This is a genomic window from Rheinheimera sp. UJ63 (assembly GCF_021568285.1).
Taxonomy (GTDB): domain Bacteria; phylum Pseudomonadota; class Gammaproteobacteria; order Enterobacterales; family Alteromonadaceae; genus Alishewanella; species Alishewanella maricola.
The window spans coordinates 789,536-803,535 of the sequence record NZ_JAKGTQ010000001.1 but is presented as its reverse complement, the minus strand read 5'-3'; the positions used below and the strand labels follow the sequence as shown (position 1 = coordinate 803,535).

Sequence of the window (14,000 nt, the reverse complement as noted above, 5' to 3'; positions counted from 1 at the left end):
TCGAGCAAATCATCTGCCAAACGTATTACACGTGATAAATGGCTGATTAACATCAGCAGTATTTCAATGGTCTAATGAATGCAGCAGTGAGGAGTGTCAGGTCTGTGAACGTTAACGAGGAAGCAAAAACCTTATGACTTTGTTGTGGATCCTACTGTTACCGCTGTGTGGTATTAGCTTACCCATGCTGACAGCAAAATGGTCGCGTAGTGCCTGTGCGCTGTTAACGGCGTTACCTCCAGCTTTGGCTTTTATTTTATTGTTAAGCCAAACCTCTGCGGTCTTCGCCGGTGAAACACTGCGTTTTTCATTGGCTTGGGTGCCGGTACTGGGCCTGGATGTTGCTTTGCGACTCGATGGCTTAGCCTATTTATTTAGCTTGCTGATCTTAGGTATTGGCTTGCTGATTATCCTCTATGCGCGCTTTTATCTCTCTGCAGCTGATTCGATGCCGCGTTTCTACACTTTTTTGATGTTCTTTATGACCGCGATGCTGGGTATTGTGTTATCCAACAATGTGCTACAGCTTTGGTTGTTTTGGGAGCTCACCAGTATCAGCTCCTTTTTGCTGATCAGCTTTTGGTGGCATAAATCGGAAGCGCGGCGCGGCGCCAGGATGGCGTTAACCATTACGGGTGCCGGTGGTCTTTGTTTATTAGCGGCGCTGTTATTAATTGGCCGTATTGTTGGCAGCTATGATCTCGATGTGATTTTAGCTAGTGCTGACATTTTGCTAGCGCACAGCTGGTATCCTATTTTATTAGTGCTGTTTTTGTTGGGCTGTTTTACCAAATCAGCGCAATTCCCATTTCATTTCTGGTTACCCAATGCCATGGCAGCTCCTACGCCAGTGAGTGCCTACTTACACTCTGCCACTATGGTAAAAGCCGGTATTTTCTTAATGGCGCGGTTTTATCCGGCGTTGGCCGGTTCTGACTTGTGGATTATCTTGGTCAGTTTAACCGGTTTAGCCACCTTGTTAGTTGGCGCGTATTTGGCGTTATTTAAACATGATTTAAAAGGCTTATTAGCTTATTCCACCATCAGCCATTTAGGCTTAATCACCCTACTACTAGGGATGGGAACAGAGTTAGCGGCGGTGGTCGCGATTTTTCATATCATTAACCATGCTACCTTCAAAGCCTCTTTGTTTATGGCGGCAGGCATTATTGACCATGAAACCGGCTCGCGTGATATGCGAAAACTTAATGGTTTGTGGGCCTACATGCCGATCACTGGTACTTTAGTGATGATAGCGGCCGCGTCGATGGCCGGTATTCCGTTACTGAATGGTTTCTTATCTAAAGAAATGTTCTTAGCCGAAACTCTGGATCAGCATTTACTCGGGGCACTGTCTTGGCTTATTCCATTGTTAGCAACGATTGCTGCGGTATTCTCTGTCGCCTACTCGTTAAGATTAATTCACGATGTATTTTTCAATGGTGAGCCACGGGGCTTAACAAAAACACCGCATGAACCGCCGCATCTTATGCGTTTGCCGGTCGAAATTTTAGTGGTGCTGTGTATTGTTATTGGCCTGTTTCCGGTTTGGGCAGTGGGGGCCTTGTTGCAATCAGCAGCGGGCGCAGTGTTAGGCGGAGAAGTGCCTGCTTATAGCTTGGCGCTGTGGCACGGTGTCAATTTGCCATTGTTTATGAGTGTGGTAGCGATTAGCGGCGGTTTATTGATTTACAGTTATCGGAAACGCTTATTTGATTTTCAAAATAGCTTGCCAGGTTTAGATGCACTGAACAGTTTTGAATTGGCCATTAAAACCGTAAATCGTTATTGTCGGTATTTTTATGAATGGCTCGATAATGGCTCTTTACAGCGTTACATGGTGTTTTTATTGTCAGCAGTGGTTGTACTGGCTGGCTTGCCGTTGTTGGATGTGTCGGTACTTGCCGGTGGTCGTGAAGAATTACCGATTGATGCGGTAAACGCCACAGGTGCCGCATTACTGCTGATCAGTGCTTTGGCCACAGTGATTTGGCATCGTAAACGCGTGGTGGCGCTGTTGATGATTTCGGTCGTGGGGCTGATGGTATCGATTGCTTTTACCCGTTTCTCCGCTCCCGATCTCGCGCTAACACAGCTGTCGGTTGAAGTTGTCACGGTAATTTTGTTGATGTTAGCCTTATTTTTCTTGCCGCATAAAACACCGAGTCAGTCTGAACCCTCTCGTGTGATCCGTGATATCAGCTTGGCGGGTCTAGTGGGTATTGTGATTGGCAGTTGGGCATATGCGGTGATGACGCGGCCCTTTACCTCTATTTCTGATTTCTTCTTAGCGAATGCCAAAACCGGTGGTGGCGGTACCAACGTGGTTAACGTGATCTTAGTGGATTTCCGTGGTTTTGATACCTTCGGTGAAATTGCCGTATTGGGTATTGCTGCCTTGGGTATCTTCAAATTGTTAACACGTATTCCATTGTTTAAACCCAGTAGTGATGGTGATGGACGGCCTTGGAGTCGCGAGCGCCATCCGTTGTTATTAGCGACGGTGTCACAAAGTTTGCTGCCATTGGCATTAATGGTGTCGGTGTATATTTTCTTCCGTGGTCATAACTTACCCGGTGGGGGCTTTATTGCAGGCTTAATTACCTCAGTGGCATTGATCCTACAATACATTGCTCACGGTGTGGATTGGGTAAAATCACGGATGGATATTGAATATCAACGTGTTATAGCAATCGGCTTATTGATCGCCCTCGTTACGGGTGTGGCAAGCTTTGCTTTTGGTCGACCGTTCTTAACGTCATGGTTTGATTATTTCCATCTGCCTATCCTAGGTGAGTTAGAACTGGCCAGTGCGATTGCATTTGATTTAGGGGTATACCTAACCGTGGTCGGCGCGACACTGCTGATTTTATCGAGTTTAGGTAAAATGACGACCTTGCACCGTCCGGTGCATAAGGAGACGATCTAGTGGAAACCTTGTTAGCCTGTTGCATTGGTTTTCTGACTGCCTGTGGCGTCTTTCTGATGTTACGTGGCCGAACCTTTCCGGTAGCCATGGGGTTAACCATGTTGTCTTATGCCGTGAACTTATTTTTATTCTCATCCGGTCGGCTTAACTTACAAGGTGCTGCGGTATTGGGGATGTCTGAAAACTATGCTGATCCGCTCCCTCAAGCCTTGGTGCTCACCGCTATTGTTATTGGCTTTGCTATGACGGCGTTCTTAGTTATTTTAGCCATTCGCGCGCGCTCAGATCTTGGTAATGACCATGTCGATGGTAAATTGCCTGATAGCGACGGTCGTCGTAAGGAGAACGGCGCATGAGTCATTTGATTATTGCTCCCATTTTATTGCCCATCTTAACCGCCATTATCATTATGCTGCCGCCGGTGCACTATGTACCCAATCGGCGCCGCTTAGTCAGTATTATTGCCACGGCAATTCAACTGATCATTTCATGCTTTCTGCTGTGGGAAACTCAGCAAAATGGCTTAACCTTTTATGCCTTAGGGGATTGGCAGCCGCCGTTCGGTATTATTCTTGTTGCCGATACCCTCAGTGTGGTGATGGTCTGTTTAACCACCTTTTTAGCCCTGGCGGCGATTTGTTACGGTGCGGCTGGCGAGGATGTGCGCGGTTCGTTTTTTCATCCGCTGTTTCACTTCCAAATTATGGGGATCAATGGCGCCTTTTTAACCGGCGACTTATTTAACCTGTTCGTGTTTTTCGAAGTGTTGCTGATTGCCTCTTATGGCCTGTTAATTCACGCGGGTGGTAAAAACAAAACCAAAGCGGCCGTGCATTATGTGGTGTTGAACCTAACCGGTTCGGCGGTATTCTTGTTTTCGCTGGCGATTTTATACGGTGCTTTAGGTACCCTTAATATCGCCGACATGGCTTTAAAAGTCTCAACCTTACCACCAGAAGATGTGTTGTTAGTCAAAGCCGGTGGCTTATTGCTGTTGATCGTTTTCTCGCTAAAAGCAGCGATCTTGCCATTACAATTTTGGTTACCCGACACCTACGCTGCAGCTTCGCCGCCAGTAGCCGCATTATTTGCGGTGATGACGAAAATCGGTGTCTATGCCTTGCTCCGCGTGTACACCACGATTTTTGGTGAGTCTGCAGGGCCTTTAGCCGGTTTAGGCATGAATTGGTTATGGCCCTTTGGCTTAGCAACCATTGTGCTGGGGGCCATTGGGGTGATGGGCAGCTTGGATTTTCGCAAGGTGGTGGCCAATTTGGTTATCGTATCGGTGGGCACTTTAGTCTGTTTAGTCGCTATGCAGAATACGGCCGCTACCGCTGCGGTGTTGTATTACACCGTACATTCCACCTTAGTGACCGGTGCCTTATTTTTATTGGCCGACATGATTGCTAATCAACGAGGTAAAGCCGGTGATCGCTTAGTGTCTGGGCGCCGTGTAGCTCAACCGGTATTGCTGGGTAGCCTGTTCTTTGCTGCTGCGGTAACGGTAGCGGGCTTACCGCCGTTATCGGGCTTTATCGGAAAGCTGATGATCCTGCAAGCGGCCGTTACACCACTGCAGCAAGCCCTGTTATGGTCAGTGGTGCTGGTGAGCAGCCTAATGGTGTTAATTGGCTTATCACGAGCTGGCAGTATTTTGTTTTGGCGCGTTACCGGTTCAGAGTCGGGCGGTGATAAAGCCTTACCGCTGCAGGTTTTTGCCGTGTCATTGTTGCTGTTAGCTAGCCCAATGCTGGTGGTGTTTGCCGGGCCTTTAACCGAGTTAAGTGTGGCGGCAGCGGTGCAGCTTGAAGATGTGTCACAAACAATTTCCACGATTTTACTTGAATCTAGCGTGTCTGGAGGTGCTCAATGAGATTACAACCTCGTTACAGCTGGTTGCCAACACCGTATCGCAGCGTCTTGTTGTTTTTAGTATGGTTACTACTCAATCAAAGTGTCGCGCCAGTGCATCTGTTTTTTGGTTTCGTGTTGGCGTTATTAATCCCTTGGATCAGTGCCAAGTTCCGAGATCCTCAGCCGTTGATTGAACGCCCCATTTTGGCGCTACGTTATATTCTTATGGTTTTGATGGATATTGTTACCGCAAATGCACAGGTCGCGATATTAATTTTAGGGCCGACTAAACGGTTAAAACCCGCTTTTGTGCGTGTGCCGCTGGATTTACAGCATGAACTGCCTATCACCATTTTAGCCAGTACCGTGTCGATGACCCCTGGCACGGTAAGCGCGGATATTTACCCGACTAAAGAAATGCTGGCAGAAGGTGAAGAAGTAAAACAGCGTTGGTTGTTAATTCATGTGCTGAATTTAGAAGACGAAGCAGAGCTGATTGCTTCGATCAAATCGCGCTATGAAGCCCCGCTAAAGGAGATCTTTCAATGTTAGAGAATGTTATCTTTTTAGTCTTTGGTATGATCAGTTTGGCTTTGATACTTAACCTATGGCGTTTAGTACGTGGCCCAAGCTTGCCAGATCGCATCCTAGCGCTCGATACCATGTATATCAATAGCATCGCCCTGATCATCTTATATGGCTTGCTGATGGGCACCTCATTGTATTTTGAAGCCGCGTTATTAATTGCCATGTTAGGTTTTGTCAGTACGGTGGCCGTGTGTAAGTTTTTATTACGTGGCGATATCATCGAATAGGAGACAGTATGCAAAATTGGATAGAATGGGCAATTGCCTTCTTTTTATTACTCGGTGGCAGCTTTGTGTTAATTGGCTCGATTGGTTTAACGCGGATGCCCGATTTTTTTATGCGCTTACATGGGCCAACAAAGGCAACCACCTTGGGCATGGGCGGTATTTTGTTAGGTTCGATGTTATTTTTTAGTGCGACACCCGGTGAGATCAGCGTGCATGAATTGTTGATTACTATTTTCTTATTGATCACCGCGCCAATCAGTGCACATATGCTTATTAAAGCCGCGCTGCATCATCGCACTGAGGCGATTGCGCGTACCACAGGCGAGCAAGAATTGAAGCGAGGGCAGTTACAAAACAGCAGCCGCTCGCATATTAAATCGAATTTACCTTAAACAACCTAACAATAGCGTAAAGCGCAAGCTTTACGCTATTCACCAAAACCGGTATTAATTAATAGAGTAATCGCCTCTAACGCCTCAGCGGCGTCAGGGCCTTCGGTAGTCACTGTCAAGGTTTTACCTTTACTACTGGCCATCATTAGCAAGGCCAGTACGCTGCCGGCATCTGCTGTTTTACCATCTTCTTGCACTAATTCTACTTTGGCATCAAATTGCTGGCTTAACTGCACTAGCTTGGTGGCGGCACGTGCGTGTAGGCCTAGGGCATTAATAATCGTGACTGTTGCAGCTAACTTATCGGCCATGATGTCTGACTAATTCCCGATGGCGAATTTGTACATCTTCGCGTTGGCTGCGGTAGGTTTCGGCTAGGCTTTGTGCGATATACACAGAACGATGCTGGCCACCTGTGCAACCAATCGCTATCGTTAAGTAGCTGCGATTGTTACGCTCGAGATGAGGTAGCCAGCTGGCGATAAAGGTATTGATCTGCCACGTGTATTTTGCCACCACGTCTTGTGAAGCGAGGTAATCTTTAACAGGCTGATCTATACCAGTGAGCGGTTTCAAATCCGGCTCCCAATGTGGGTTGGGTAAAAACCGCGCATCGAACACAAAATCGGCATCCTTTGGAATACCATATTTAAAACCAAAGGATTCAAAGAGTATCACTAAACGGCCGGTCTTTTGGCCTAATATCCGCTCACGTAATTGCTCGGCCAACTGATGCACATTCAGCTCAGTGGTATCGATATATAAATCGGCGCGGCTAGAGATAGGATCTAATAACTGTTGTTCACGCGAAATGGCTTCATCGAGCGACATCGCTTGATGGGATAGCGGATGCAAGCGACGCGTTTCGCTAAAGCGCTTAATTAGCGTGGTGTGATCCGCATCCAAATATAAAATCGTCAGTTCCAGCTTGCGAGGCAGATACGACAAAATGTCTGATAACTCATCGGGATCGCCCGGTAAGTTACGCACATCAATACTCACGGCAACGCGTTCATATTGGCCCATTACTGCAGTTGCCAGGGTCGGTAATAAATTAACCGGGAGATTGTCGACGCAGTAATAGCCGAGATCTTCCATGACTCTCAGAGCAACCGATTTGCCAGAGCCTGAGCGGCCACTGACGACGAGTAGTTTCATGACTCACCTGTTTTTTGGCTATAGTCGAGGAGTAGCTGATACAGTTGTTCATCTGACTCGACATGGCGGATTTTTTTGGTTAAATCTTTCTGACTTAACAGTTTGGCAATACCGGATAACGTACTTAGGTGCGTTTGGCATTGCTCCGTGGGTATTAAAATAGCGCAAAAAATATCGACAGCTTGATTATCTATCGCATCAAACGCGATAGGGTCTTTACTGACCACAAACACCAACATCGGTTGGGTTACGCAGTCAAGTTTGCCGTGAGGAATGGCGATGCCGCCACCGATGCCGGTTGAGCCGAGTTTTTCACGGGTCATTAAGGCTTCAAGAATGGTGTATTCGGATAGTTCGGGAAGCTGCTGGTGAGCCAGTTCGGCGATATATTCGAGGATACGTTTTTTACTGTTAAATAGAACTGCACTTTTCGTGCAGTTCTCCGCTAACATCGCGTTTAAATTCATAATAATGTCTTAGTGTCGTGACAGTTTTTCTTTGTGTTTAATGACCTGCCGATCGAGTTTGTCTATTAACTGGTCAATCGCAGCATACATGTTTTCGTTCTCAGACACCGCAAACACTTCACCACCGGTGAGATGGATTTTAGCTTCGGCAATCTGCTGCAATTTTTCCACGTTTAGGATGACATGTACATTATTAATGTTCTCGAAATGACGCTCTAGCTTAGCAAATTTATTCTCGACATAATCTTTTAAGGCTTCGGTAATTTCGACGTGACGGCCTGTTAAATTGATTTGCATAGACTCTTCCTTTTAGTTAAGACACTTACAGCAGGGTCTTTCGTTGATTTGACGGCGGAATAAACAACGATTCGCGGTATTTAGCGATAGTTCGCCTAGCCACGTTTATCCCTTGTTCTAACAAAATCTCCGCCATTTTACTGTCACTGAGCGGTTTTGCCGGATTTTCTGCCGCCACCAATTTTTTTATAAAGGCGCGAATGGCAGTGGAAGAACATTCACCACCACTCTCTGTACTAACATGACTGGAGAAAAAGAATTTAAGTTCAAAAATTCCACGCGGTGTATGCATATATTTATGGGTGGTGACGCGTGAGATCGTCGACTCATGCATACCGACCATTTCTGCAACATCATTCAACACCATTGGTTTCATGGCTTCTTCACCATGCTCAAAAAAGGCTTGTTGTTGCTGCACAATGCAATTGGCTACTTTAAGCAAAGTATCGTTTCGGCTTTCTAAGCTCTTTAAAAACCATTTAGCTTCTTGCAAGTGCGAGCGAATAAATTGCGTATCAGCGGTATTTTTAGCGGTTTTGCTCATCGCCGCATATTGCTGATTGATCCGTATTTTGGGCATAGCATCAGCGTTTAATTCGACTTGCCAGCGACCTTTTACTTTTGTCACCGTGACATCAGGAATAACATACTGTTGCTCTTGTTTAATCACATCAGCACCCGGCCGTGGATTTAAACTGTGGATCAACTGCATGACTTCCTTTAACTCTTCTTCTTTGAGTTTAGTCACGCGCATCAAAGAACGAAAGTCTCTATTCGCTAAAAATTCGGTATAGTTGCTAATAATGAGTTTTGCATCATTTAAATAGGGTGTCGTTGGCTCAAACTGTCGTAACTGCACCAGTAAACACTCTTGCACCGAACGGGCACCGACCCCGACCGGATCAAATAATTGAATGCGTTTAATCACGGCTTCAACTTCGTCGGCCTCGACTTCGTTAGATTGCAGTGAGTCGAGTATTTCTTCGCAGCTGATACTTAAAAAACCATTGTCATCGATGGCTTCAATAATGATTTCAGCAATAGCCCGGTCGATTTCAGAAAAGGGCGTGAGTTGCATTTGCCAACGTAAATAATCTTGCAGGGTATCGCTGGTTTCCCCCTGATACACCATATCGTCATCAGGCAGGTTGCCACTGCTAACTGGAGCGGCACTGACTAAGTCATCCCAGTTATTATCTAGCGGTAAATCTTCTTGAATGTTTTGTTGATTCAGATCATCGCTGGTATCGCGATCGGCTGCGTCTTTTTGCTCTGAGTTTTTGTTGCGAGGATCGTCAAGGGTATCGCGATTGATATTGCCAAGGCTGTGATCAACCTCATCTGGCTGGCGTTCGAAATCATCGTCGCCTTCGAGTAACGGGTTCGCGTCTAACGCTTCCTGTATTTCTTGCTGTAGCTCAATGGTAGACAACTGTAATAGGCGTATCGCCTGTTGCAGTTGTGGCGTCATGGTAAGCTGTTGTCCTAGGCGGAGTTGCAAAGAGGGCTTCATGTACCTGTAATTCTCTCCTGAATGCGCAGTTGCGTTCTATCTTCTTTACTATAGCCTGAATTGCTCACCTAGGTATACATCACGCACCTGCTGATTTGCGAGAACATCTTGCGGAGAGCCCGCTGCAATCAGTTCGCCATGACTGACAATATAAGCGATTTCACAAACATCTAACGTTTCACGTACATTATGGTCAGTAATGAGAACACCAATGCCACGTTGGGCGAGGTGTTGAATGATTTTTTTGATATCAAGTACTGAAATTGGGTCAACCCCAGCGAACGGTTCGTCTAATAAAATAAAAGCGGGATCAGCGGCTAACGCCCGCGCGATCTCCACCCGACGACGCTCGCCACCAGATAACGCCATCCCTAAACTGTTGCGGATATGACCGATATGAAATTCTTCTAATAAATCATCGGCAATTTCAGCGCGGCGTTGCGTGCTTAAATCTTTGCGGGTTTGCAAAATGGCCAATAAGTTTTCATGCACGGTCAATTTACGGAAAATCGAGCTTTCTTGCGGTAAATATCCAATGCCGGCGCGGGCACGTTGGTGGATAGGAGCAAAAGTAATATCTTGCTCGTTGAGGGTAATGGTGCCTTTATCCGAGGGAACTAAGCCAACAATCATGTAAAAGGTTGTTGTTTTACCTGCACCGTTAGGGCCCAATAAACCGACGATTTGCCCTGCATTGACTTCTAAGCTGACATCTTTCACCACCTGCCGGCTTTTATAGCTTTTGGCGAGGTGCGAGACCACTAACTTCATGGAGTGTCCTTGTTTTCTGGGGTGAAAATCGTGGTAACGCGACGATTTTGCTCACCTTCAGCACTTAATTGTTGTAATTCAATGTTGTAACGGATCACGGCACCGCGCACTAAGCTACCGCTTTGCATCACTTCGGCATTACCCGATAAGGTTAAAATGCGGCTGGCACGGTCAAATCGGATCTCATTCGCTTGAGCGGTTACAGGACGATCACCTTGCAAAGTTTGTGAATAGGTCGCCGGTGAGCCGGTAGTGATAAACACCTCTTTGCCTTTACCGGCACTGGCGTCGACTTCAAGTTTGTCTGCTTTGATCAGCATGGATCCCTGACGTACTTCAACGTTGTCGGCATAACTGGCAATACTGTCAATTAATGAGGCTAAGGTTTTATCTGCATCGACCGAAATAGGCTGTTTATGATCCGGTTCGGCGGCCAAACTGACGGCAGAAAAAAAGGCCAGAACAATCACTAAACTGTTAATTTTCATTGAAATATACCGTCTCTAAATGCTTTTGCAATTGCATGGTTTCTTTTGTTAAATCGACATGCATACCTTGCCCTTTAATGAAAAAACCGGCGCCGGTGATCTGAACGATTTCATGCGTATGAATACTTTTTTCAGGTAACATCAGTTGTAATGAGGCCGTTTCAACGCGTTCCACTAAACCGATGGTTTGTTTGTTTTGCAAAACCACCTGGTTTTCCAAAATAATCTTATCTTCAGGAAACCAGACACCTTGTAAGCTACTGATTTCCCAAGCAGGCTGATGCGCTTTATTAAACAGGGTATAGCGCGGTTGATCAAACTGCGTAAAGCCGAGCTGTTCAAAATGCTCTAATTTCAGTGCCTGCACATGATCGGCAATATAGCCCTCATTGTCGTAGATGCGCAAGGTAACATTTTCAGCAATGTAATCCGGTTGAAATTCTCGATCCACTTGCAGATCCACTTGCTCAACGTTGGGATTCAACCACAGGTAGCCCGCGACTATCACGAGTAACATGACGATGAGCACAAAAAACTTTCTCATGAGCTGCTGCCATCAAATTGTAAAAATCGCTGTTGCGCAATCAGTAACAGATCGCATAATTCGCGCACTGCACCAAAGCCGCCAGGTAATGACGTTGCTAAATGGGCGTGCTTTTGCAAATAAGGATGTGCATCTTTTACCGCGACGGCTAAGCCACAATGTTGCATGACTTGCCAATCGGCCAAATCATCACCGATGTAAGCGACTTGGCTGGCATCTAATTGCAGTTCAGCGAGCAGCGCTTGAAACGCGGCCGTTTTATTTTCTTGCCCTTGATAAATATAGGGCACGGTTAGCGATTTCATACGCTGCTCCACAATGGCCGATTGTCGCCCTGTTATCACGGCCACTTCTATGCCCGCTTGGCGCAGTGCTTTAATGCCATACCCATCCCGGGTATGAAAGGCTTTTAGCTCTTCACCTTGATTGCCTAAGTAAATGCGCCCATCCGAAAATACGCCATCGACATCACAGATAAGTAATTTAATATCAGCCGCGCGGCTGGCGTTAGTATCACTGATAGCTTGGTACAACTGGCGATATAAGTCCATGTTACATTACTCCTGCTCGCAGTAAGTCGTGCATATTCATGGCGCCGATTGGCTCGCGCTGCTCGTTAACAATGATCAGGCCATTAATTTTTCGTTGCTGCATAATATTCAACGCTTCGGCGGCGAGCATTTCTGCTTTTACCGTAATGCAATTGACCGTCATCACCTTGGCTATGGAGGTGCTGTGAATATCAATACGTTGATCAAGAATGCGCCGTAAATCACCGTCTGTAAAAAGCCCAGCCAAGCGACCTTGTGTATCGACCACGGTGGTCATGCCAAGCCCTTTGCGTGAAATCTCTAATAAGGCATCTTTAATGCTGGCCTCTTGCGGTACGATAGGCACTAAATTCTCTTTATGCATTAAATCTTCTAAGCGCAACAATAATTTGCGACCAAGGCTGCCACCGGGATGTGATAACGCAAAATCATCGGCTGAAAAGCCTCTGATATCTAATACTGCAACAGCCAGGGCATCACCCATCGCCAGTGTCGCCGTGGTGCTGGCGGTGGGCGCTAAGCCAAGTGGGCACGCTTCTTGTGGAACACCGACACATAAATGAATATCGGCCAAGCGCGCTAACGTAGAATCCGCTTTCCCGGTCATGGCGATCAGTGGAATACCCATGCGTTTGATAATTGGCACTATGGTCAGTAATTCTGCTGTTTCACCTGAATTGGAGATGGCGATAACGATATCGTCTTTTGACAACATACCAAGATCACCATGGCTCGCTTCGCCTGGATGCACAAAAAAAGCCGGAGAGCCGGTAGAGGCGAGGGTTGCCGCGATTTTGTTGGCAATATGGCCAGATTTACCAATACCGCTGACGATAACTTTACCTTTATTATCGAGTACCAGCTGACAAGCGCGCTCAAAATCATCATCAAGATACTGTTCGAGTTGTCGAACGGCTTCGGCTTCGATGCGTAATACCGCTAAAGCCTGTTCACGGAAAGTCTTTGTGGTCATAACCAAGTTTACGCCAAATGAGTGAATAACAAATATTGGTAGCCAATAAAGCCGCTTAAAAGCAAGCCACCTTCTAATCGATTGATACGTTGTTGCTTGCCGATACGTATTGACATGAGTAACAGTGCAAAGGCCGCCGCGATCATCACGTAGCTATCCCGCGTACCGGCATTAACATCGAGTGTTGAAGGCCCAATCACGGCGCCTAAGCCTAACACGGCTAAAATGTTAAAAATGTTCGAGCCGATAATATTGCCCAGCGCCAGATCATCTTCGCCTTTTAGTACACCTATGACGCTAGCGGCGAGTTCGGGCAAACTGGTACCGATAGCAATAATCGTTAAGCCGATGATTAAATCGCTCATTCCAGCATAACGCGCAATGGTGACTGCACCCTGAACCAATAGCTGTGAACTGGCTAATAACAACACTAAGCCGGCGATAACCCAAAACACCGCTTTTAGGGTAGAGGTTGGTGGTGGAATTTCTGATTCAATTTCGCTGATAAGCGGATCGGTTGGGCTGGCATGCTTACCCCAGTACACCAACAAACTGATAAAGCTGAAAAAAGCGATAAGCAAGATAATACCTTCAGCCCGCGTTAAGTTATGGTCTGATAAAAAATAGTATCCAACAAAGGTGAAAAACAGCATTAACGGAAATTCGCGCTTCAACGTTAATGAGGCAACCGTTATCGGTTTGAATAGGGCAATAACCCCAATGACCATTAAGATGTTTGTGATATTGGAACCTAAAGCGTTACCAACCGAGGTGTCGAGTCGTCCTTGTGCTGCGGCTGTTGCCGAGACCAACATTTCTGGCGCGGATGAACCCATCGCAACAATCGTTAATCCGATAATCATTGGCGAAACACCGCTATTGCGGGCAACAGATGACGCGCCGAATACGAAACGGTCAGCACTCCAAATCAGCAATACGAGTCCGACGATAACGAAGATAATGGCTAATAACAAAGGTGATATCATGGTGTCCGTTGTCTGCTTAACAGTTAAAAAGGGTATTTTCCCGTTTCTTGCTGCTAAATGCAAAAAAACCTCGGTAAAAACACCTACGCCAAGCATTATTCGAAAATACCTGCTGATCGTTTCGAATTATTGCCACGACTTACTCTCTCATAGCGTTTACAATAAGCACACTTTGCCACTTTGCTCATATTGTAAACTGTTATGAATGTATATAACATGCGCGCCCTTAGCAAGATTGCCCGTTTAACGAGAGCTGACT

Annotated in this window: 17 protein-coding genes; 6 read left to right on the top strand and 11 right to left on the bottom strand. The window is 46.3% G+C overall.

The genetic code is table 11. The features are described 5' to 3' along the window. Positions 1–133: 133 nt before the first annotated feature. Genes L1N97_RS03765 through L1N97_RS03740 form a run of 6 tightly spaced genes read left to right on the top strand, consistent with a single transcriptional unit; the run spans position 134 to position 5,993 of the window. Positions 134–2,929, top strand: coding sequence for a monovalent cation/H+ antiporter subunit A (locus L1N97_RS03765; RefSeq protein ID WP_236128856.1), 2,796 nt, complete (start codon positions 134–136; stop codon positions 2,927–2,929). Beyond that, positions 2,929–3,285 (top strand): Na+/H+ antiporter subunit C, encoded by a 357-nt coding sequence (locus L1N97_RS03760; protein ID WP_226749350.1) that lies wholly within the window; start codon positions 2,929–2,931, stop codon positions 3,283–3,285. The genes L1N97_RS03765 and L1N97_RS03760 overlap by 1 nt, the downstream gene beginning before the upstream one ends. Continuing rightward, complete coding sequence (locus tag L1N97_RS03755) at positions 3,282–4,805, top strand: monovalent cation/H+ antiporter subunit D (RefSeq protein WP_229584845.1); 1,524 nt, start codon at positions 3,282–3,284, stop codon at positions 4,803–4,805. Before L1N97_RS03760 ends, L1N97_RS03755 begins: the two co-directional genes overlap by 4 nt. After that, positions 4,802–5,338: a Na+/H+ antiporter subunit E gene (locus L1N97_RS03750; protein WP_226749352.1), complete on the top strand. Its 537-nt coding sequence runs from the start codon at positions 4,802–4,804 to the stop codon at positions 5,336–5,338. Before L1N97_RS03755 ends, L1N97_RS03750 begins: the two co-directional genes overlap by 4 nt. After that, positions 5,332–5,601, top strand: coding sequence for a K+/H+ antiporter subunit F (locus tag L1N97_RS03745; RefSeq protein ID WP_226749353.1), 270 nt, complete (start codon positions 5,332–5,334; stop codon positions 5,599–5,601). The genes L1N97_RS03750 and L1N97_RS03745 overlap by 7 nt, the downstream gene beginning before the upstream one ends. Before the next feature lie 8 nt (positions 5,602–5,609). Further along, positions 5,610–5,993, top strand: coding sequence for a Na+/H+ antiporter subunit G (locus L1N97_RS03740; RefSeq protein WP_229584847.1), 384 nt, complete (start codon positions 5,610–5,612; stop codon positions 5,991–5,993). 35 nt (positions 5,994–6,028) lie between these two features. Here L1N97_RS03740 and L1N97_RS03735 read toward each other — a convergent pair whose 3' ends face one another. The 11 genes from L1N97_RS03735 to L1N97_RS03685 are packed head-to-tail and all read right to left on the bottom strand — an operon-like array spanning position 6,029 to position 13,741. Then, positions 6,029–6,304: an HPr family phosphocarrier protein gene (locus L1N97_RS03735; RefSeq protein WP_236128855.1), complete on the bottom strand. Its 276-nt coding sequence runs from the start codon at positions 6,302–6,304 to the stop codon at positions 6,029–6,031. Then, complete coding sequence (rapZ, locus tag L1N97_RS03730) at positions 6,294–7,151, bottom strand: RNase adapter RapZ (protein ID WP_236128854.1); 858 nt, start codon at positions 7,149–7,151, stop codon at positions 6,294–6,296. The genes L1N97_RS03735 and rapZ overlap by 11 nt, the downstream gene beginning before the upstream one ends. Continuing rightward, positions 7,148–7,618, bottom strand: a complete 471-nt coding sequence (gene ptsN / locus L1N97_RS03725; protein ID WP_236128853.1) for a PTS IIA-like nitrogen regulatory protein PtsN — start codon at positions 7,616–7,618, stop codon at positions 7,148–7,150. The genes rapZ and ptsN overlap by 4 nt, the downstream gene beginning before the upstream one ends. 9 nt (positions 7,619–7,627) lie before the next feature. Next, entirely contained in the window at positions 7,628–7,915 is a 288-nt protein-coding gene (hpf, locus tag L1N97_RS03720) for a ribosome hibernation promoting factor (RefSeq protein ID WP_226749357.1), read from the bottom strand. A gap of 25 nt (positions 7,916–7,940) precedes the next feature. Beyond that, positions 7,941–9,428 carry an RNA polymerase factor sigma-54 gene (locus L1N97_RS03715; protein WP_236128852.1) on the bottom strand — a complete coding sequence of 496 codons (1,488 nt, stop codon included), beginning with the start codon at positions 9,426–9,428 and terminating at the stop codon, positions 7,941–7,943. A gap of 48 nt (positions 9,429–9,476) precedes the next feature. Continuing rightward, positions 9,477–10,199, bottom strand: coding sequence for an LPS export ABC transporter ATP-binding protein (lptB, locus tag L1N97_RS03710; protein ID WP_226749359.1), 723 nt, complete (start codon positions 10,197–10,199; stop codon positions 9,477–9,479). Continuing rightward, the gene (gene lptA, locus L1N97_RS03705; RefSeq protein WP_236128851.1) at positions 10,196–10,687 is read right to left on the bottom strand and encodes a lipopolysaccharide transport periplasmic protein LptA; all 492 of its coding nucleotides are present in this window, start codon (positions 10,685–10,687) and stop codon (positions 10,196–10,198) included. The genes lptB and lptA overlap by 4 nt, the downstream gene beginning before the upstream one ends. Further along, positions 10,677–11,231 (bottom strand): LPS export ABC transporter periplasmic protein LptC, encoded by a 555-nt coding sequence (lptC, locus tag L1N97_RS03700; RefSeq protein WP_236128850.1) that lies wholly within the window; start codon positions 11,229–11,231, stop codon positions 10,677–10,679. The genes lptA and lptC overlap by 11 nt, the downstream gene beginning before the upstream one ends. After that, entirely contained in the window at positions 11,228–11,782 is a 555-nt protein-coding gene (gene kdsC / locus L1N97_RS03695) for a 3-deoxy-manno-octulosonate-8-phosphatase KdsC (protein WP_226749362.1), read from the bottom strand. The genes lptC and kdsC overlap by 4 nt, the downstream gene beginning before the upstream one ends. Position 11,783: 1 nt before the next feature. Continuing rightward, positions 11,784–12,755 carry a KpsF/GutQ family sugar-phosphate isomerase gene (locus L1N97_RS03690; RefSeq protein WP_236128849.1) on the bottom strand — a complete coding sequence of 324 codons (972 nt, stop codon included), beginning with the start codon at positions 12,753–12,755 and terminating at the stop codon, positions 11,784–11,786. Between the two features lie 8 nt (positions 12,756–12,763). Beyond that, positions 12,764–13,741 (bottom strand): calcium/sodium antiporter, encoded by a 978-nt coding sequence (locus L1N97_RS03685; RefSeq protein WP_236128848.1) that lies wholly within the window; start codon positions 13,739–13,741, stop codon positions 12,764–12,766. Positions 13,742–14,000: the final 259 nt, after the last annotated feature.